This window comes from Roseibium polysiphoniae (assembly GCF_014842925.1).
Classification (GTDB): Bacteria; Pseudomonadota; Alphaproteobacteria; order Rhizobiales; family Stappiaceae; genus Roseibium; species Roseibium polysiphoniae.
Genome location: NZ_JACYXJ010000001.1, coordinates 455745 through 473833 on the forward strand (window position 1 = coordinate 455745; position 18089 = coordinate 473833).

At 59.4% G+C, this 18089-nt stretch carries 18 protein-coding genes and 1 pseudogene; 8 read left to right on the forward strand and 11 right to left on the reverse strand.

Annotated elements, in window-relative coordinates:
• Entirely contained in the window at positions 1 to 558 is a 558-nt protein-coding gene (gene nusB, locus IG617_RS02155) for a transcription antitermination factor NusB (RefSeq protein ID WP_153769587.1), read from the forward strand.
• Between the two features lie 2 nt (positions 559 to 560).
• Entirely contained in the window at positions 561 to 1601 is a 1041-nt protein-coding gene (gene thiL, locus IG617_RS02160) for a thiamine-phosphate kinase (protein ID WP_192106873.1), read from the forward strand.
• Between the two features lie 10 nt (positions 1602 to 1611).
• Here the strand turns inward: thiL and IG617_RS02165 are convergent, their stop codons facing one another.
• The gene (locus tag IG617_RS02165; RefSeq protein ID WP_192106875.1) at positions 1612 to 2883 is read right to left on the reverse strand and encodes an MFS transporter; all 1272 of its coding nucleotides are present in this window, start codon (positions 2881 to 2883) and stop codon (positions 1612 to 1614) included.
• A 499-nt stretch (positions 2884 to 3382) separates the two neighbouring features.
• Entirely contained in the window at positions 3383 to 4564 is a 1182-nt protein-coding gene (locus tag IG617_RS02170; protein WP_192106877.1) for an MFS transporter, read from the reverse strand.
• 92 nt (positions 4565 to 4656) lie between these two features.
• Between IG617_RS02170 and IG617_RS02175 the strand changes: the two genes are divergently transcribed.
• Complete coding sequence (locus IG617_RS02175; protein WP_209008207.1) at positions 4657 to 5544, forward strand: LysR family transcriptional regulator; 888 nt, start codon at positions 4657 to 4659, stop codon at positions 5542 to 5544.
• A gap of 65 nt (positions 5545 to 5609) precedes the next feature.
• On the opposite strand, the gene IG617_RS02180 is transcribed toward IG617_RS02175, so the two are convergent.
• From IG617_RS02180 to IG617_RS02215, 8 genes and pseudogenes are all read right to left on the reverse strand, one after another.
• A complete protein-coding gene (locus tag IG617_RS02180) occupies positions 5610 to 5984 on the reverse strand; it encodes a DUF6481 family protein (protein ID WP_192106881.1) in 375 nt (124 codons plus the stop codon).
• Between the two features lie 21 nt (positions 5985 to 6005).
• Positions 6006 to 6245, reverse strand: coding sequence for a hypothetical protein (locus IG617_RS21585; RefSeq protein ID WP_254170403.1), 240 nt, complete (start codon positions 6243 to 6245; stop codon positions 6006 to 6008).
• A 134-nt stretch (positions 6246 to 6379) separates the two neighbouring features.
• On the reverse strand, positions 6380 to 6589 hold the full coding sequence (locus IG617_RS02185) for a cold-shock protein (protein ID WP_192106883.1): 210 nt from the start codon (positions 6587 to 6589) through the stop codon (positions 6380 to 6382).
• A gap of 149 nt (positions 6590 to 6738) precedes the next feature.
• Entirely contained in the window at positions 6739 to 7092 is a 354-nt protein-coding gene (locus tag IG617_RS02190; protein WP_192106885.1) for a hypothetical protein, read from the reverse strand.
• Between the two features lie 605 nt (positions 7093 to 7697).
• Positions 7698 to 8528, reverse strand: coding sequence for a competence protein CoiA (locus tag IG617_RS02195; protein ID WP_192106887.1), 831 nt, complete (start codon positions 8526 to 8528; stop codon positions 7698 to 7700).
• 175 nt (positions 8529 to 8703) lie between these two features.
• Positions 8704 to 9879: an aminotransferase class V-fold PLP-dependent enzyme gene (locus tag IG617_RS02200; protein ID WP_338109928.1), complete on the reverse strand. Its 1176-nt coding sequence runs from the start codon at positions 9877 to 9879 to the stop codon at positions 8704 to 8706.
• Positions 9876 to 10607 (reverse strand): HAD-IA family hydrolase, encoded by a 732-nt coding sequence (locus tag IG617_RS02205; protein WP_192106891.1) that lies wholly within the window; start codon positions 10605 to 10607, stop codon positions 9876 to 9878. The genes IG617_RS02200 and IG617_RS02205 overlap by 4 nt, the downstream gene beginning before the upstream one ends.
• A 9-nt stretch (positions 10608 to 10616) precedes the next feature.
• Positions 10617 to 11329 (reverse strand): annotated as a pseudogene (locus tag IG617_RS02215) (class II aldolase/adducin family protein).
• A gap of 149 nt (positions 11330 to 11478) precedes the next feature.
• Between IG617_RS02215 and IG617_RS02220 the strand changes: the two are divergent.
• The 3 genes from IG617_RS02220 to IG617_RS02230 all read left to right on the forward strand — a co-directional run bounded on the left by IG617_RS02220 (position 11479) and on the right by IG617_RS02230 (position 16257).
• Entirely contained in the window at positions 11479 to 12348 is an 870-nt protein-coding gene (locus IG617_RS02220; RefSeq protein WP_192106897.1) for a LysR substrate-binding domain-containing protein, read from the forward strand.
• Positions 12349 to 12639: 291 nt separating this feature from the next.
• On the forward strand, positions 12640 to 13857 hold the full coding sequence (locus IG617_RS02225) for an MFS transporter (RefSeq protein ID WP_192106898.1): 1218 nt from the start codon (positions 12640 to 12642) through the stop codon (positions 13855 to 13857).
• 261 nt (positions 13858 to 14118) lie between these two features.
• Complete coding sequence (locus IG617_RS02230) at positions 14119 to 16257, forward strand: sodium-translocating pyrophosphatase (protein WP_192106899.1); 2139 nt, start codon at positions 14119 to 14121, stop codon at positions 16255 to 16257.
• A gap of 76 nt (positions 16258 to 16333) precedes the next feature.
• Here IG617_RS02230 and IG617_RS02235 read toward each other — a convergent pair whose 3' ends face one another.
• Positions 16334 to 16771, reverse strand: coding sequence for an outer membrane protein assembly factor BamE (locus IG617_RS02235; protein ID WP_192106904.1), 438 nt, complete (start codon positions 16769 to 16771; stop codon positions 16334 to 16336).
• Between the two features lie 81 nt (positions 16772 to 16852).
• Between IG617_RS02235 and IG617_RS02240 the strand changes: the two genes are divergently transcribed.
• Both IG617_RS02240 and IG617_RS02245 read left to right on the forward strand, forming a co-directional pair.
• The gene (locus tag IG617_RS02240; protein WP_209008208.1) at positions 16853 to 17443 is read left to right on the forward strand and encodes a ubiquinol-cytochrome C chaperone family protein; all 591 of its coding nucleotides are present in this window, start codon (positions 16853 to 16855) and stop codon (positions 17441 to 17443) included.
• Positions 17433 to 17996 carry a YceD family protein gene (locus tag IG617_RS02245; RefSeq protein ID WP_192106905.1) on the forward strand — a complete coding sequence of 188 codons (564 nt, stop codon included), beginning with the start codon at positions 17433 to 17435 and terminating at the stop codon, positions 17994 to 17996. The genes IG617_RS02240 and IG617_RS02245 overlap by 11 nt, the downstream gene beginning before the upstream one ends.
• Positions 17997 to 18089: the final 93 nt, after the last annotated feature.

Sequence of the window (18089 nt, forward strand, 5' to 3'; positions counted from 1 at the left end):
ATGACCGACAAGGTCGAGCAATCGAAGCCCCATACGGACTCAAAACCGAAAGACGATGGTCCGCGCCCGGCGAACAAGCGCGGCGTTGCCCGTCTTGCGGCTGTGCAGGCGCTCTATCAGATGGATGTGGGCGGTGCGCCGCTCTCCGATGTGGTGAGCGAATTCACCGCGTTCCGTCTCGGCAAGGAGCTGGACGGCGAGCAATACCGCGATGCGGACGAACAATGGTTCAAGGACATCGTCAAGGGTGTTGTTGCGGATCAGAAATTCCTCGATCCCTTCATTCACACAGCCTTGAGCGAAGGCTGGCCGCTGAAGCGCATCGACAGCCTGTTGCGCGCCATCCTGCGCTCCGGCGGGTTTGAGCTGCTGCGGCGCAAGGATGTGCCGGCACGGGTGATCATTTCCGAATACATCGATGTCGCCAAGGCGTTCTTCCAGGAAGACGAGCCGGGTCTTGTCAACGGCGTGTTGGACCGGCTGGCCCATGACCTGCGCAACAGCGAATTCGTGGCGCCCGACGTGCAGCCGGACGAGGCTGGCACCGGCGAGGCGTGACGATGGCCGGTGACCGGCCGCAAGAGGCAGGACCAGAGCAAGCCAGCCCAGATCAAAGGATTGGCGAGTTTGAGCTGATCAAGCGCTATCTGGCGCCCCTGGCCAGCGATCCGGGCAGCCTCGGCCTCACTGACGACGCGGCGGTCTATGCGCCTCATGACGGCCACGAGCTGGTTCTGACCAAGGACATGCTGGCCGCCGACGTCCACTTCTTTGCAGACGACCCGCCCGAGGCGATCGCCGCCAAGGCACTGCGGGTCAATCTGTCGGATCTCTCCGCCAAGGGCGCTGTTCCGACCGCCTACCTGCTTGGGCTTGGACTGCCTGACGACTGGCGCGAAGATTGGCTGGAGCGCTTCTGCTGCGGTCTGTCCGGCGATCAATCTGCTTTCAATGTAGTCCTTTTGGGCGGAGACACCATCCGCACCGGAGAGGGTCTGCAGATTTCTGTGACGGCCATTGGTGAAACACCCGTCGGCACTGCGGTGCGGCGGAGCGGAGCGGCGCCTGGCGATCTTCTCTATGTGACCGGCACCATCGGCGATGCCGCTGCCGGTCTGAAAGCGCGGCTTGATCCGGGCTTCGCCCACCGTATGGGCCTCTCTGAGAGCGATCATCGCCATATCCTCGACCGTTACCTGCTGCCCCAGCCCAAGGTGAAGCTCGGCGGCGCGGTCCGCGCCAGCGCCAGCGCCGCCATGGACATCTCCGACGGTCTTCTGGCAGACGCGGCTCACCTTGCTCGGGCGTCTGACGTCGATCTCCTGCTGGAGCTTGCCGACGTGCCGCTGTCGTCAGCGCTGACGGCCATTTCGAAGGCCGATCAACCGACCTTTCAGGCCTGCCTCAATGGCGGCGATGACTATGAAATTTTGGCTTGTGTGCCGGAAGACAGGGCAAGCACCTTCGAGGCTGATTCCAGGAAGGCCGGCTGCCCGGTCACACGTATCGGCAAGGTCACGCCCGGCAGCGGACACCTGCAGCTTCAAGGGGCTGATGGTCCGCTTCCGATCGACCAGTTTCCCGGATTTCAGCACTTTTAAAGGGGGGGGGCTAGGAGTCGGTCCTGGTGCTTTCCTCAGCCTCAGCTTCAGCCTGTTCTGCTGCCCAGACGCCGGCTGCCTCGACGGCCACGGGCGAGGCGGTCGGCAAGACGCTCAGATAGCTCTCGGTGTCTTCCACCGGCACCATGGACCGTTGGGTCATCCGGTAAAGCGCATAGAGCGCGATGGCGCCGAAGGTCAGGGTCAGCACGAGCCAGAAGGCGGACGGGCCATATTCTTCCATCGCCCAGCCGGTGATGAGCGGCCCCAAAATCGCGCCGATGCCGAAGCTCAGAACCAACCCGCCGGAGGCCGCCGCCATGTCTTCCAGCGGCAGTGTGTCGTTGGTATAGGCCAGGAACAGCGCATAGAGCGGGGCGGTCACGCCGCCGGCGAAGAACGCTGCCGCCATCATGTGCCAGAGCTCGCCGCCGTTGAGCCAGCCCATGACACACGCCAGGGCTCCGAGAAACGCCGACCCGAAGATCAGCTTGCGCCGGTCCATCCGGTCCGACAGCCAGCCGATTGGATATTGCAGCAGCAGCGAGCCGGCAAACAGCATGGCGACAAAAAACGCGATCTGGTCAGGGGCAAGCCCGATCTGTGTCCCGAAGACCGCACCCATGCCCGATTGCGTCGCATAGATACAGCCCAGCAGGAAGATCCCCACCGTGCCGAGCGGCGACTGCAGGAATAGATCGCGCAATGGCATGGGACGGGCGACCTCGGCCGCTGGAACCTTTGCCACCGACAACAGGATCGGCGCGAAGGAGATCGAAACAAGGATCGAGGCGCAGATGAAGAGCGTGGAGGTGCCCGCGTCGCCGAGGGTCAAAAGACCCTGTGCGCCGATGATGCCGAGCGTCTGCGCGATCATGTAGGTCGAAAGTACCTTGCCGCGGGTGTCGTTGGTCGCCGCATCATTGAGCCAGCTTTCCGCCGTGACATAGATGCCGGACATGCAGAAGCCGACGAGCAGCCGCAACAGCGTCCAGGCCCATGGCTCGGTCAGCAGCGGAAAGGCGATCACACCCGCCGACATGAAGCTGCCGAGGGCCGCGAACACGCGCACATGACCGACGCGCCGGATGAGCTTGGAGGCGAGGCGCGCGCCGGACAGGAAGCCGACGAAATAGCCCGAGGTGATGATGGCAAGTTCAGCGGCCGAAAACCCCTCGATCCCGCCGCGCAGGCCGATCAGGGTGAACTGCATGCCGTTGCCCAGCATGATGAAGACCACGCCGATCAGAAGCGCCCAGATCCCGTGCAACACTTGAACCATGATCAGCCCTCTTGAGCCTCGCAGCGTTGCGATGCTTCCGGACCAATCGCACGACCCCAAACGCACCGCTCATGCTGCAGCGCCACATGATCGTCCATTTGCGACAGGGAGAGAGGGAAGAAGAGGGAGGACCGGGTGCGTGTGCAGGGCCTGCGAGAGGTTCAAGACCGACTGGCGATCAGCTCTTGAAACGCGCAGCTCGCGCTCCTGGCGAGGCGGGCAGCGAGCGTCGCGCCCCCGCCCCCAACACATCGGTGGTCATCCTCGGGCTTGTCCCGAGGATCCATGCAGCGTTTCCGCACATGGTCGACTTACTACTGATGCACCTTCGCCGTCAGTCAAGTCGAAGACGGCAATGCGCCCTCATTTCGGACGTTCGAGGGCTCAACCTGATCTTGAAAGCAGTCGTTCGCTGTCTGTGCAAGGTAGTTGACAGGTGGCACCAGTTGAGTGTCTCGCCCCGCCGCTCGCTGGAGTGCTACGGCGGGGCAAGGGGAGCCTATTCGGCGGCGACGATCTGCGGCGAGGGGACGTTCAAGCGACCTGAAAGGCGCACCAGAACGATCCCGACAACCACAACGCCAGCAGCGATGTAAGGCGTGGCGGCCAGTCCAATGCCTTCTACAACAAACCCACCGGCGAATGCCCCGCCGGCAATACCAAGATTGAACGCACCGATGTTCAGTCCAGAAGCCACATCAACCGCACCGGGTGAGACCTCGCGTGCGATCTGCACGACATAGGATTGCAGCGGCGGCACGTTGGCGAAGGCAAAGCCGCCCCAAAAGGCAGTAACCGCGATGGCTGCGATCGGGTTGGTGAGGGTCGACCCAAGCGCCAGCAGCGCCACCGCCAGACCTGCAAAGATCAGGGTCAGTGCGGGCACGGCACCGATACGGTCCGACAACTTGCCGCCTGCGATGTTCCCCACAGCGACAGAGGCGCCGTAAAGCAGCATCACAAGGCTGATGGCTCCTGCGGACAGGCCGGTGACTTCATTCAACATCGGCGCAAGGAAGGTAAAGGCGATGAAGTTACCGCCATAGCCGACGGCCGTGATCAGATAGACCAGCAGCAACCGCGGCGACGTCAGCACCTGCAACTGCGCCTTGATCCCGGCAGACGCGGTACGGGTCAGATTGGCTGGCACCAGGACGGCAGAGGCGACAAAGCCGATCACGCCAAGAGCGACAACGCCAAGGAAGGTCGACTGCCAGCCGAAGTTTTGACCGATGAACGTCCCCAAAGGCACACCTGTCACCAAAGCGACTGTCAGGCCGAGGAACACCAAGGCAATGGCCGAACTTTCCTTTTGAGGTTCCACCAGGTCAGTGGCGATGGTCGAGGCGATGGCAAAGAAAACGCCGTGGGCGAGACCGGTGATAAAGCGCGCAACGACAAGACTGTTATAATCGGGCGCAAAGGCGGCGTAGGCATTGCCGACCGTGAACAGCGCCAGCAGGAGCAGCAACAGTGTCTTGCGCGGCACCCGGTCGGCCAGTGCGGTCAGCACCGGTGCACCAATGGTGACGCCCAGTGCATACAGGCTGACGAGCAGGCCAGCAGAGGGAGTTGAGACGCCAAGATCGGCGGCAATGGTGGGAAGCAAGCCAACGATAACGAACTCGGTCGTTCCGACGGCAAAAGCGCTGATGGTCAGCGCCCATAGGGCAAGTGGCATCGGTTCTCTCCATAAATTTGATGTCGACGCCGTATATGCCTGTCATTATCTATTGCGAGAATAGACATGTCTGGAATGGATCATTGCAAAAAGTGCACGAATTATTGCGCATGGGGGACCTCGCTGCTTTTGTCGGGATCGTCGATGATGGCGGCTTCGCTGAATCCGCGCGGCGCAGGGGCGTTTCCGCGTCAACACTCAGCCGCTCGGTCACCCGGCTGGAAGAGCAACTGAACGTCACATTGCTCAGGCGCACCACGCGGTCCATCGAAATCACGCCCGAAGGCGCCGCTGTTCTGGCCGAGGCGCGCGAAATTCTGGACCGCAGCGAAAGCCTGCAAGAAATAGCAACGAGCGGCCAGGCCCCCGCTGGACCTCTGCGTGTCAACGCGCCCGTACCTTATGTCCTGCATGTCCTCGCCCCGCGTCTGCCAGAGTTTCGCGCGCAATACCCGGACATCCAGTTGTCGATCGACATGACTGACATGCTGGTGGATCTGATTGGCAGTCATGCAGATGTTGCCATTCGGCTGGGTCCGCTGCCCGATAGCGAAATGTTGCATCGCCCCTTGGGGCGCACAGCCTGGAAACTGGTGGCCGCCCCGGCGTATCTTGATCGCCACGGTTGGCCGGAGACGCCAGCCGACCTCGCGAAGCTGGAGCAAGTGCGGTTCGCCATACCCGAGCACATAAACACCTTGCGCTTTGCCAACCACAAAGCCCCGGTGCGTGTGTCTCCGGCTTTGACCGCTGGCAATGGCGAAGCGGTGCGTCAATTGGTGCTGAACGGTCTGGGCATTGCACGGTTCTCTGATTTCATGATCGCCGAAGACCTGCGCGCGGGACGCCTGGTTGAGTTGTTCCCTGGTCAGCTTGATGTGGAACCGCTGGATATCTCCGCGCTCTATCTCACCCGCGTCTCGGGTCTGCGCCGGTTGGGCGTTTTCCTGGACTGGTTGGGAACCATTGGCGAAGGCTGAGGTGTTTGTGCGGCCTTCAGTTTGCCTGGCAAATCGACGACTTTCGCGTCATGACACTTTCAGGCCTAACGGGCCTTTCGATTTGCGTAGCGCTGGTCGCGTTTAGCTTTACGGGCTGCTTCGTCCTGCAGGACGCGTTCGATACGGTTCTTATCAGCCAACTCGCGCGCGTCGATTTCAGCTCTAGCTGCCGCAGCAACGGCCGCATCTCGTGCTGCTGCTTCCGCGGCAACGCGATTTCGCTCATCAAGCTTCACCTGCTCGCGCTCGGCGCGGCGCTTGTCACGAGCTTCCGCGACCAAACGCCGTTCCATCTGTCTGGCTTCTCGGGTCGGTTCTGCAGTTTCCTTGGCAGCACGAAAAGCCTCAACAAGAGCTGCCTTGGCGTCTTTCGCAGCGCTGCGGCGGTCGGAGTGTTCGTTGTTTCTAATATTCTTCAAATCTCAATTCCAATTGATGGGTTACGCCGAGCGACTTAAAGACTTTTTTGCGCGTTTCGAAGAGGGCTTGGTTTCTGAGGCCATGCAGTCTTGCAATTCTTTGGCAAGCCGAGCCTCTCGCAGCCTCTGGGTCTTTTCGTCGCGGGCGATTACGATCGAGTTCAGGTCTTCAATCGCACGTTTGCGTTCGAAGAGTTGCGACTGGGTTTTACCAAAGGCGACTTCGGCCTGTTGGCGGAGTTTGCTATAATTCTCGGACATGGCTTTCCTCGTGGAGGCCGCTCACCGGTGAGCAGTTACGAAAAAGGCCAGGCAACTTGCCTGACCTTGTTTGGTCTCATGCTTTCGACGGTGCCAGTACATCCGAGGTCAAGGGAAAGCAGATTCCGGATCTATCAGGCGGCTTGCAGATTGCAGGCGGACATCTTGCCCGACTTGGTGTCGCGCTCCATGTCGTAGCCGATTTTCTGGCCTTCAACGATTTCGTTCATGCCAGCACGCTCGACAGCGGTGATATGGACGAATGCGTCCGGGCCGCCATTGTCAGGCTGGATGAAGCCGAAGCCCTTGGTGGAATTGAACCATTTTACTGTGCCAGTGGTCATGATGAACCCTTTCATAGCATAGAGAGAGGAACCGACAAGCCAAGGGCTAGCGGCTGATGATAGCGATGCTTTAAAGGGAGAATTCGTTCAGAACGCGGTGCCAAACGCGTTGTAACCATAGCTCAGCAAAAAAATATCGATGCGTACTTCTAGGGGTTTTCAGGCAGAATGTCAACTTTTAGGTGAGGGAAAATTGCACTTGCACGGGCCACAACACAGGCTGATCTGAGGTGCTGGCTGTTGATCGGCTCCACAGCGTGCCCCTCCAGCATATGCAAATTCAATAACTTGCGGCGCCGGTCGGCGTTGAGACCCATCGCTGATTCACCGTCAAAGGATTGAACGGCGGGATTGTCCGCACAGCCGCCGTCTTGCGGTAATGGTCTTCGACGGTGCAACGAATGGCCGCTTCGGCGGATTGCGCCGCCATGCTTCGAGACGCAAAGCAAATGCTCATCGCGAGAAGGGTCGGGTGTCTGAACCGCCCAGCCATCGGCAGTCATCCTCGGGCCTGTCCCGAGGATCCAAGCAGCGCTTCCTCACATGCTCTGTCGTGTCAGATCCGCGTTCTGCGGCGCGTCTCTGGCCTGGGCGACGAAGGCGGGGATGACAGCGGACACGAAGACAAGGCATCGGAGGGTCAAACCCGACAGGCCGTCATCCCCGGCGTGATCGGGGATCCAATCCACCTCGCAGGCCAGGAGAAAGTGGCGAACGCGCCGAGGTCTTTCGGCGACTCTCGTGCACCTAGACAAACGGTTCGGGTGCCAATGGATCCCCGATCACGTCGGGGATGACGCAGGAGGGGAGGCGCTGCGGGTGCAAACAGCTCTTCCAGCTGGTCGGGGCTTTTGCACGACTTGCCTCTGAGCTTCCTTCACCGTCAGCTCAATCGAAGACTGCGATGCGCCTTCATTTTGGACGTTCATCGGCTTGATAACGGGCCCCGCAAGCTGACTTTCGTTCCAACGCAGCAAATTTTTGAAATGGCGGGATGCGACAGTTCGCTGCGCTCTACACAAACGGCGGGTCTGCGGACCAAGCTGCTACTCGCTATATAGCAAGGTAATCAATTCTATTTTGTGTTACCTCGGTTGTAGCTAACCGCTCAGCTCGAAATTGAATAGAACCGCGAAGCGATGTCGGCCACGGATGCTTCTGTCATTACGTCATGAATGAACTGTCGTTTGGCAACCAAGCGAATGCATTTCAACCCCGTCTCATCGTAAACTTCCAACCTGCAAAGCCAATCATCACCGAAATCAATGTAAACTGGGCAAGTAGCATCGAGCCATGTTTTCCGGGGGCGGACCCAATCATATTGGTGATGTCCACGGTAGCTTGCCTTCACTTCGGCTTCAATTTTATCAATCCCCTCAATCCATCCGGAGCGTAACGTGGCTTTTGTTGCTCCCGGAAAATCGTCCTGATTCGCCGAAACACGAAAGAACAGGCCACGGTTCGCACCGTTCATACGGCGTGCCGCTTTGGACCATACCAAGTCCTGCGCCAAGTCGGACATTGGGTCTGGCAGCATGTGGTATATGTCAAAGTTTTTGCGAAATGGCTTTCCGTCGATCACCCAAACGAGATTTTGGTAGAAGGCTTCGCGAGAAATGCGCTCAGCATCGGTCATTCTTGAGTGCTGCACCTCGATGTAGATGCCAGTAGGTGTTTTAATATCAGCACGGTGGATCTCGCCATTTGGCGCAGTATGAGAAACCTCTCGGCACGGTTCAGGGAACAAATTTTTCCACTCACGATGCCATTGGGTTTCGTTTTCCCACCACGGATCACAATTACGCCGACCTTGATGCGCCCAATGGTGAATGACTCGGGGACCGCATTTAGCATGCATGCTGGCACCACAAGTCGGGCAGGTCCCCCTGCCGCCTCGAAACGCTTCCCGACGGCCATCATCTACAATTGCGTATTGCATAGAGCCTCCGCTCTGCTTGTGTCCAACATCCGCTCCATATCACCGGGAATTAGAGAAAGGTACCCAATTTGGTTTTGGTATCTTTGGGCTCGTTTCAGACCTTGGCTGCGCTCCGCACAGAGGTCTGCAATGCGGACTTTGCTGCCGTTTGAGCTTGAAGATTAAACGGCCGCTTTCAGCAAATCACCTTCACCGCATCGACAAACCGAGCGATCTCATCGTGCGTGTTGAAGTAATGCACGGACGCCCGGATCATTGCCGGAAGGTTGCGGGCTTCGAAGTCCAGTCTGGCTCCGGTGACAGGCGCGACGGACACATAGATCCCTTGATCGCGAAGAGTGTCTGCGATTGCTTTGGATTCGATGCCGTCTTTGGTGAATGTGACAATCCCGGATTTCTTTTGCCCTAGGTCATGCACGGAAACGCCATTCACCGTTGATAGCTCGTCGCGCAGATCCTGCGCGAGCTTGATAACGCGGTCTTCGATGTGGGACATCCCCAAGGCACGGGCATATCGCACCGCTTCCATCAAACCAACGCGCCCCGCGACGAAGCTTTCCCAGTTCTGAAAACGCCTCGCGCCGTCCGCCAGCTCGTATCCGGTTGTCTCGGTCCAGGTTGCAGAGTGCAGATCAACAAATGGTGGGTCGATCTGGTCGAGAATTTCCTTTCGGACATAGAGGAACCCGGTCCCTCTTGGGCCGCGCAGGAACTTACGTCCCGTGCCGGAAAGCATGTCACATCCGATCTCTGCGACATCGACTTGAAGCTGACCAACAGACTGGCAGGCATCGAGTAGGTAAATAACGCCGTGTTTCTTTGCGACCTTCCCGACTTCGGCAGCAGGGTTCACCAGCCCCCCTTGCGTTGGGACATGGGTGATTGCGATGAGCTTCGTTTTCGGTCCGATCATGCCATCCAAGGCTTCCACGTCGATCTGGCCGGAGGCATCAGACGGCACCAGATCAATCTCGAATCCGAGACGCCGAGACTGTTGCAGGAAGGCGAGGTAATTGGATGCGTATTCGGATTCGTGAGTGATCACCCTGTCACCCGCCTTCAGGTTCAGCCCGTAGAAAACCATGTCCCAGGCCCGAGTTGCGTTCTCGATATAGGCGATCTCGTCGGGGTCGGCGTTCAGCAGACCGGCGAACTCGGTGTAGAAGGCTTGAATGTCATCTTGAGCGCGCCGTTCCGCCTCATAGCCGCCAACCTCGTTCTCGCCGCGCAGGACGCGCTGCAGCGCATCAAAAACCGGTGCGGGCATCAACGATGAACCTGCGCTGTTGAAATGTAGCACGTGCTGGCAGCCGGGAGTTTCCGAGCGGATTCTTTTAATATCGATCATCATTTACCTGCTTTGATTTGATGGGGCGCCACGAGGCTGGACTGTGCGGCCTCGACAATCGCCATGAGACTTGGCGCGTTGGCATTTGGGATGGCTTTGCTACCGTCATCGGAGCGCTTTGAGCGTTTCACCCAAACACTCTTCATGCCCAACGCGGTCGCGGGGCGAGCCTCGCCGAGACCTTCGGCGATATGGACGATGCGACCCGGCTCTTCATCCAGTTTGCGCAGAGCAGCCTCAAAGATCGGCCTGTCCGGTTTGTAGGTTGAGGTTTGTTGAGAGGTGATGACCTCATCGAAAGGGGCACTGATCTGGGTCAGTGTCCCTGCGATCAGATCGTCATCGACATTCGAGATAATCGCCAGGCGAAAGTGCTGTGAGAGCTGCGTCAGAGCCTCATTCGTTTCTGCGAAGACTGGCCAAGATGGGAGGGATTGCGGGAAGGCCTTGCTGAGTTCAGGGGTCGGGCTTCCGAGCAGCTTTTCAGCGATGCGATCCGCAACAATCTGGAGGACTGCACTGTAGGGAAATATCCCTTCGCGAATGACTAGCGCATCCAACTCCAGGAATAGGTCTATCAGCACGTCGTCGGATACGAGCTGCTCTGCAAAACCGTAGATGTTTCGCAGCGCCTTGGCGGCTCCACCTTCCCAATCAACGAGCGTTCCATAGCAATCGAAGGTGAGTGTCGTTGGCCTGTTCTTGGCAAACAGTTCTTTCAAATCGTCCATGTCGCTGTCCTATTCCCTGAAATCCGGCTGTGCCCGCTCAAGGAGGCGCTTCATGCCGTCCAGATAACCGGGTTCGCCGTTGCACTCTTCCTGGGCGAGCATCTCAGCGAATTCCTCGCTCATGCGTTCGGTGCTGGCCCCGGTTGCTGTCGCGAGGAGTTGTATCTGGCAGGCCCGTTCAAGCTGGTAGGCCGATACCGATGCGTCGGCGAGAGATGACGCGGCGATCAGAACGCCGTGGTTCTTCATGAAAAGAACCTTCTTTGCGCCGAGGCTTCAGCCATTTCGTCGCCTTCAGCCGCGTTGGTGCGCGGCACGGCGTAGGTCGTCAGATAGCTAACTTTCCCATGAAAGTAGGCTGCTGTTTGGCTCAATCGTGTGTCGAAGCGCATGTCTTCGAGAACCGTCAGCGCTGTCGCGTGCGGAGAGTGGAAGTGCAGGATGCAGCCAACATCTGGCCGGGTTTCATAAATCGGAAGATGGATCGGCAAAGCGTCATGGTTCGCCTCACCGTCCCCGGAGATCAGCTCACCATCCCGGGCATACAGGAGCAAGGAGCTAGCGGAGACGATTGAAAAATGGGTGGAGCCGGGGGTGACGAGGTATTGTTCACCGCTTTTGAGCTTGCAACTGAAATGAGTCCAGGTTCCCTCATTCAAGCCCTCCATCGCCGAAATCCGATGGACGGCCGCAAGGTCCAGTCGCGCCTTCGCCTCGTTCATGTTCTGATACCTTCCCAACTTTGGCCGCTGTCGTCTCTCTCAGCAATGAAGCCGTTCAGGCACCAAGGCTGGACCCGAGGTATCGCTCTTTCAGTTATGTGAGAAACGAATTATATTTCTAATATTGATGAGCATTGGGAATATCGGTTATGCAGCGTGATCTCGAAATCGACCTGTTGCGGTCGTTCATGGCGGTTGCGGCTCACCTGAACTTCACCAAAGCTGCGCAGTCTGTCGCGCGGACACAATCCGCCGTCAGCCTTCAGATCAAGCGTCTGGAAGAGATCGTGGGCAAGCCGCTCTTTGAGCGGACACGCCAATCGGTTGCAATCACCCCGACCGGGGAAGCGCTGAAGGTCTACGCGAAGCGCATCCTTCTCGCGAACGATGCTGCGCTTTCGCAGCTTCGGCACCCCGAGGCTGAGGGTCGCGTTCGCATCGGTGCGCCGGACGACTACGCAACTCTCGTGCTGCCAAAGATACTGTCGATTATCGGCGCGCAACATCCGCGACTTCAGATCGAGGTTGTTTGCGAGAACACGCCGGATTTGCTCCGGGCACTTGGTAGCGGAGACCTAGATATCGCGATTGGGGTCCACACATCCGGCTCTGTATCTGGACAGATCATATGCTACGAGCCGCTCCACTGGGTGGCCGCACCCGGCTTTACAGATGATCCCGAGGCCGGTTTGTCGCTGGCCCTTTGGCCGCATGACTGCGCAAGCCGAGTGGTTGCAATGGATGCGCTCAAACAGACAGAGAGAACATGGCGGGTCGCCTACTCAACACGCAGCATCGGGTTGATCGAACGCGCACTTCTCGACGGTTCAACCTTGGGTGTCATGGAAGCGTCCTGTATCCCGGCCACTTTGCAAATCGTTGACGGGCAAATCGCTTTGCCACCGCTGCCAGAAGTCGCCATCTCACTTCATTGCTCAGAAAAAACCGCGCCGAACAACGAGCTTGTCTCAGGGATCATTCTTGCATCTTTTGCTTCAAGCCTTCGCAACCACGCTTGAGGGCATCCGGGCCGCGACCTTGGAAGCCGACATTCGCTTCATCGCAGAAAGTTGGGAGGTATGGGCTCTTTCCGGGCATTCGCCGCACCGAGCGCCGATGTCAGCCTTTGGGCCGACTGCAGGGGTCCGAGCAGCTCTCGTGAATGCCCGCTTCTCTCGCTCCTCACCCCCGCTTCCCCCTCCCGCCAATCAATTGCTGCCTCAGGGGCAAAGCTGGTGTAGGAGAGGGGCGCTATTGTGCGTCTTATGAATCGGTCCGGGGCCCCGGGCCGGGTGAACTCCGGATTTCTCATGTCTGTTTCTGCTTCCGCCGCTGTCGATGACCGCCTGGCCCGCCGCAATGCGCTGTTGCTTGCCATGGCCCAGGCCGTGGGCGCGGCCTCCGCGTCGATCGTGATCATCACCGGCTCCCTGGTCGGCTACATGCTGCTGGAGGAGAACAAGTCGCTGGCGACCGTGCCGGTCTCGGCCATGGTGCTGGGCACGGCGCTGGGTACCTTGCCGGCCGGCATGATCATGCGCCGCTTCGGTCGCCGGCCGGGCTTTATGGCTGCCTGCTTGATGGGCTGTGTGGCCGGTCTTCTAGCCGCCTTTGCCATCTTCATTGAGGATTTCCTGCTGTTTTCCCTGGGCGCCTGCCTCACTGGCTTTGCCAATGCCTTTGCCCAGCAATACCGCTTTGCAGCCGCAGACACCGCCAGCGACGCGTTCAAGCCCAAGGCGATCTCCTGGGTCATGGCCGGCGGCGTGCTGGCCGGCATTGTCGGCCCCCAGACCGTGATCTGGACCAAGGACGCCTTTGACCCGATCCTCTTTGCCGGCACCTATGTGGCCCAGTCCGGCCTCGCGCTGATCTCGCTCGTGCTGGTTGCCTTCCTGAAGATCCCGAAGCCCGTGCACGTCAAGGGCACGCCCCGCGGTGGCCGGCCGCTTGGCCAGATCATGGCCCAGCCGCGCTTCATCGTGTCCGCTGCCTGCGGCGTCACATCCTATGCGCTGATGAGCCTGGTGATGACGGCAACACCACTGGCGATGATTGCCTGCGGTCTGTCGGAGACCGATGCGGCGCTGGGCATCCAGTGGCACGTTCTGGCCATGTTCGGCCCCAGCTTCTTCACCGGCAGCCTGATCGCCCGCTTCGGCAAGGAGCGCATCGTGGCCATCGGTCTCGCCATGCTGGCCGCCTGTGCCATCGTGGCGCTGATGGGCATCGAGCTGGTGCATTTCTGGAGCGCACTGATTCTGCTCGGCCTCGGCTGGAACTTCGGCTTCATTGGCGCAACAGCCATGCTGACCGACACCTATCAGCCTGAAGAGCGCAATATGGTGCAGGCCACAAATGACTTCCTGGTCTTCGGCTTTGTCGCCTTTGCCTCCTTCTCCTCCGGCCAGTTGCTGGATGTCTTCGGCTGGTCGACGGTCAACTGGTTGGTGTTTCCCTTCGTTTTGCTCTGCCTGGTTTTGCTTGGCTGGCTTTTGACCCATGAACGGCGAAACAACGCCGTCTGAGGGTCAAGTGCTTGTTGCGCCGCAAGAAAAGAAAAGTGAATGCTGCATTGCGTGCCAGTAAATTGCTGCATCGCGTCTTAAAATGCCCAAGGGTGAGTTTTAAGTTAATTCAACGAGTAACTTGACGGCACTTGGATTTTTGCTGCTATCGTAGTTCCCGTGTTGACGGACCGGTCTTGCCGGTTCGGTCAAGGGCGAGCCGGATCGAAACACAAGAACAAACCAGCTGACATCGGGCTCGCGACATTTCTGGGAGGAATTATGAGCGAGTTAGTCGTCATCATTGTCTGTGGGCTCTTGTCCATTGCCTACGGGGGCTGGGCCATCCAGTCGGTCATGGCCGCCGATGCCGGATCGGAGCGCATGCGCGAAATAGCCGGCGCAATTCAGGAAGGGGCTCAGGCCTATCTGACACGCCAGTACACAACGATCGCCATTGTCGGGGCGGTCGTTTTTGTTTTGGCTTGGCTGTTGCTGTCGGGCACGGCCGCAATCGGCTTTCTGATCGGCGCGGTTCTTTCGGGCCTGGCCGGTTTCATCGGCATGATGGTTTCTGTGCGTGCCAATGTGCGCACGGCCCAGGCCGCCAGCCAGTCCCTGGCTGCCGGTCTTGAGATCGCCTTCAAGTCAGGCGCCGTCACTGGTCTTCTGGTTGCCGGCCTCGCGCTTCTGGGCGTTGCGGTCTATTATGCCATCCTGACCGGACCCATGGGCTATGCGCCAACCGACCGGGTCGTGATCGATTCCCTGGTTGCGCTTGGCTTCGGCGCATCGCTCATCTCCATCTTTGCCCGTCTGGGCGGCGGCATTTTCACCAAGGGTGCAGATGTCGGCGGCGATCTCGTCGGCAAGGTTGAGGCGGGCATTCCCGAAGACGATCCGCGCAATCCGGCCACCATCGCCGACAATGTCGGCGACAACGTCGGCGATTGTGCCGGCATGGCAGCGGATCTGTTCGAGACCTACGCCGTGACCCTGGTCGCGACCATGGTTCTGGCGTCGATCTTCTTCACCGGGGCTGTCGCTGAACAGCTGATGCTTCTGCCCATGGTCATTGGTGCGGCCTGTGTCGTGACCTCGATCATCGGCACCTTCTTCGTCAAGCTCGGCAGCAACAACTCGATCATGGGTGCGCTCTACAAGGGCTTCATCGCCACCGCGGTGCTGTCGGCCGTCGCGTTCCTGATCATCACACTCAGCTGGCTTGGCGCGGGCACCGTCTACACGACGGCAAGAGGCGTCAGCTTTACCGCGATGGACCTTTTCTATTGCGGCATCGTCGGCCTTCTGGTGACCGGACTGATCATCTGGGTGACGGAATATTACACGGGCACGGAATACCGCCCCGTGCGGTCTATCGCCCAGGCGTCCGTCACCGGTCACGGCACCAATGTGATCCAGGGACTGGCCGTGTCGCTGGAAGCCACCGCACTGCCGGCGCTGATCATCATCGCGGGCATCCTGGTGGCCCACGCTCTGGCCGGACTGTTCGGCATCGCCATCGCGGTGACGACCATGCTGGCCCTGGCGGGAATGGTCGTCGCACTCGACGCCTTCGGTCCGGTCACGGACAATGCCGGCGGGATTGCGGAAATGGCGGATCTGCCGGCCGAAGTGCGTGCCACAACGGATGCGCTTGATGCGGTCGGCAACACGACCAAGGCTGTCACCAAGGGCTATGCCATCGGGTCTGCAGGCCTCGGCGCGCTGGTGCTCTTTGCCGCCTATACGGAAGATCTGCGCTTCTTTGCCTCCACGGCAGAGCCCGGGTCGATCTTCGAGGGCATTGACGTCGACACGCTCTTCACCCTGTCGAACCCCTATGTGGTTGCCGGTCTGCTGTTTGGCGGTCTGCTGCCCTATCTGTTTGGCGGCATTTCCATGACAGCGGTGGGCCGGGCTGCGGGCGCCGTGGTCGAGGAAGTGCGCCGCCAGTTCAAGGAAAAGCCGGGCATCATGCAGGGCACGGAAAAGCCTGACTACGGCCGCGCCGTGGACATGCTGACCAAGGCGGCGATCAAGGAAATGATCATTCCCTCGCTCCTGCCGGTGCTCTCGCCACTGTTTGTCTTCTTTGTGGTGCGGGCCGTTGCAACGCCGTCGGAGGCTTTCGCGGCGGTTGGCGCCATGCTGCTTGGCGTGATCGTCACCGGTCTCTTCGTCGCCATCTCCATGACGGCTGGCGGCGGAGCCTGGGACAACGCCAAGAAGTCGTTCGAGGACGGCTTCACCGACAAGGACGGCGTCACCCACCATAAGGGCTCGGAAGCGCATAAGGCGTCCGTCACGGGCGATACGGTCGGCGATCCCTACAAGGACACCGCAGGTCCGGCGGTGAATCCGATGATCAAGATCACCAACATCGTTGCGCTCTTGCTGCTGGCGGTCTTGGCGCACTGATTGTCGTCAGCACTTCGAAAAAAAGAAAGCCTCGGCAGGCCCTGCCGGAGCTTTCGCATTCGAAGATGTGTTTGCCTTAAAGGCCGAGGCTTGGGTTTGCAGCGCCGCGCAGAATCTGGGTCAGGAAGCCATAATCCGATCCGCCGGTGCGTGTCTTGCGCGAGATGAAGTCTATGACTTTTCCATCCTGCAGGCCGTAGTTGGCCAGGTCACGTACGTAGCCGTCTTCGTCGAAATAAACCGCGACCACCCGCTGTTCGACGATGTCCGGCGCAAGAAAGGCCGTCGTCTCGGTGACCTGCGAAATATAGTAGTAGGCGTCGCCGCTGAGGCTCGAGGTTGTCGAGGGCGAGCCGAGAACGATCTCAACCTGTTCCTTGGAAGAGCCAACCTGGACCTGGGACAGCATGTCATTGGAAATGACGTGGCCGTGGGTATAGGTCTGCGTGAAGCAGCCGCCGAGCGGCAGGGCGACAAGAAGCGGGATGAGGACGGCATGCGCCTTGATATTCATGCGGGTCTTCCTGTAGGGCCGTCATCACGGCCGGTGTCAACAATCGTTTCTTGGCAAAGTCCCTATCGTGGGATAGGGCACATGGCAACACCAGTTATCATGGAGATCACCATGCTCTTCGGCCTCTTCCGCCGCAAAAAGCACGACGCAGAGCTCAAGGTCTATTCACAGATCGTGGCTCAAGCGCGGCAAATGCCCTTCTATGAACGCATGGCCGTTCCAGACACGGTCGATGGCCGCTTCGACATGATCGTCGTCCATGCGGTGCTTCTGTTCGGCCGGTTGCGCTGCGAAAGCAAGGACATCTCGGATTTCGCGCAAAGGGTCTTCGACGTCTTCTTTAACGACATGGATGCAAGCTTGCGCGAGATGGGCGTGTCCGATGTGCGCGTGCCGAAAAAGATCAAGGCGCTGGGAGAGGCTTTTTATGGCCGTGCCGATGCCTATATGCCAGCCCTTGAAGAAGGTGACGTGGATGGTCTGGCCGAGGCCCTGACGCGAAATATCTATCCCGATACGGACAGCAAAGGCTCGGAAAAGGCGCTGGCGCGCTATCTGATCGCCGCGGCCGCGGACCTGAAAAGCCAGACACCGGAGGCTATCATCTCCGGCGGGCTGACGTTCCCGGACCCCGAGCCGTTTGCCGACAAGGAAGAAGAAAATGGCAACTGAGACCTTCCCCTTTTCGCACAAGATCGCGGGTGACCGTCTGGGCAATGAAGAGCGTCAGGTGGTGCTTGAACTCAATGAGGGAGAGCGCCAGCGGATTGCAAAGGCCTATGAGCTCGACGGCATTGAAACCTTGACCGCGGACCTTCGCCTCAAGCCGTGGCGCAAGGCCGGTGTACGTGTCACCGGAACCGTGAAAGGCAAGTTGCAGCGCACCTGCGTCGTGACGCTCGAGCCCTTCGTTGAGGAGCTCTTCGATGAAGTCGATCGGACCTTTGAGCCGGTGTCCAGCCGTCCAAAACGCCCGCGCGACCTGAACGATGAAGGGGAGATCGAGATCGAACTGGAGACCCTTGATCCGCCGGACGTGATGGTTGACGGGGTTCTCGATCTGGGAGCCGTTGTCTGCGAGCAGCTGGCGTTGAATGTCGACGCGTTTCCGCGCAAGCCCGGGGCAGAGTTCGAAGCCGTTGAGACCGATGACGCGGAAGAGCACGAACCGGCGCCGTCGCCATTTGCGGCTCTGGCAAAGCTGAAGGACGAACCTGAGGCCTAAAACCTCAGGATGACGGCTTGAAAATGGTTGTTTCACAGCTGGAAAGCGTTATGTTCGCCACCGTTTAGGAGCTCCGAAAGATGCGGTGGAGCT

Excerpts from the sequence above, each read along its gene's own strand:
- nusB (WP_153769587.1), top strand. The coding sequence starts at position 1 with ATGACCGACAAGGTCGAGCAATCGAAGCCCCATACGGACTCAAAACCG.
- thiL (WP_192106873.1), top strand. The coding sequence starts at position 561 with ATGGCCGGTGACCGGCCGCAAGAGGCAGGACCAGAGCAAGCCAGCCCA.
- IG617_RS02165 (WP_192106875.1), bottom strand. The coding sequence starts at position 2,883 with ATGGTTCAAGTGTTGCACGGGATCTGGGCGCTTCTGATCGGCGTGGTC.
- IG617_RS02170 (WP_192106877.1), bottom strand. The coding sequence starts at position 4,564 with ATGCCACTTGCCCTATGGGCGCTGACCATCAGCGCTTTTGCCGTCGGA.
- IG617_RS21585 (WP_254170403.1), bottom strand. The coding sequence starts at position 6,245 with ATGTCCGAGAATTATAGCAAACTCCGCCAACAGGCCGAAGTCGCCTTT.
- IG617_RS02185 (WP_192106883.1), bottom strand. The coding sequence starts at position 6,589 with ATGACCACTGGCACAGTAAAATGGTTCAATTCCACCAAGGGCTTCGGC.
- IG617_RS02190 (WP_192106885.1), bottom strand. The coding sequence starts at position 7,092 with ATGACTGCCGATGGCTGGGCGGTTCAGACACCCGACCCTTCTCGCGAT.
- IG617_RS02195 (WP_192106887.1), bottom strand. The coding sequence starts at position 8,528 with ATGCAATACGCAATTGTAGATGATGGCCGTCGGGAAGCGTTTCGAGGC.
- IG617_RS02200 (WP_338109928.1), bottom strand. The coding sequence starts at position 9,879 with ATGATGATCGATATTAAAAGAATCCGCTCGGAAACTCCCGGCTGCCAG.
- IG617_RS02205 (WP_192106891.1), bottom strand. The coding sequence starts at position 10,607 with ATGGACGATTTGAAAGAACTGTTTGCCAAGAACAGGCCAACGACACTC.
- IG617_RS02220 (WP_192106897.1), top strand. The coding sequence starts at position 11,479 with ATGCAGCGTGATCTCGAAATCGACCTGTTGCGGTCGTTCATGGCGGTT.
- IG617_RS02225 (WP_192106898.1), top strand. The coding sequence starts at position 12,640 with ATGTCTGTTTCTGCTTCCGCCGCTGTCGATGACCGCCTGGCCCGCCGC.
- IG617_RS02230 (WP_192106899.1), top strand. The coding sequence starts at position 14,119 with ATGAGCGAGTTAGTCGTCATCATTGTCTGTGGGCTCTTGTCCATTGCC.
- IG617_RS02235 (WP_192106904.1), bottom strand. The coding sequence starts at position 16,771 with ATGAATATCAAGGCGCATGCCGTCCTCATCCCGCTTCTTGTCGCCCTG.
- IG617_RS02240 (WP_209008208.1), top strand. The coding sequence starts at position 16,853 with ATGGCAACACCAGTTATCATGGAGATCACCATGCTCTTCGGCCTCTTC.
- IG617_RS02245 (WP_192106905.1), top strand. The coding sequence starts at position 17,433 with ATGGCAACTGAGACCTTCCCCTTTTCGCACAAGATCGCGGGTGACCGT.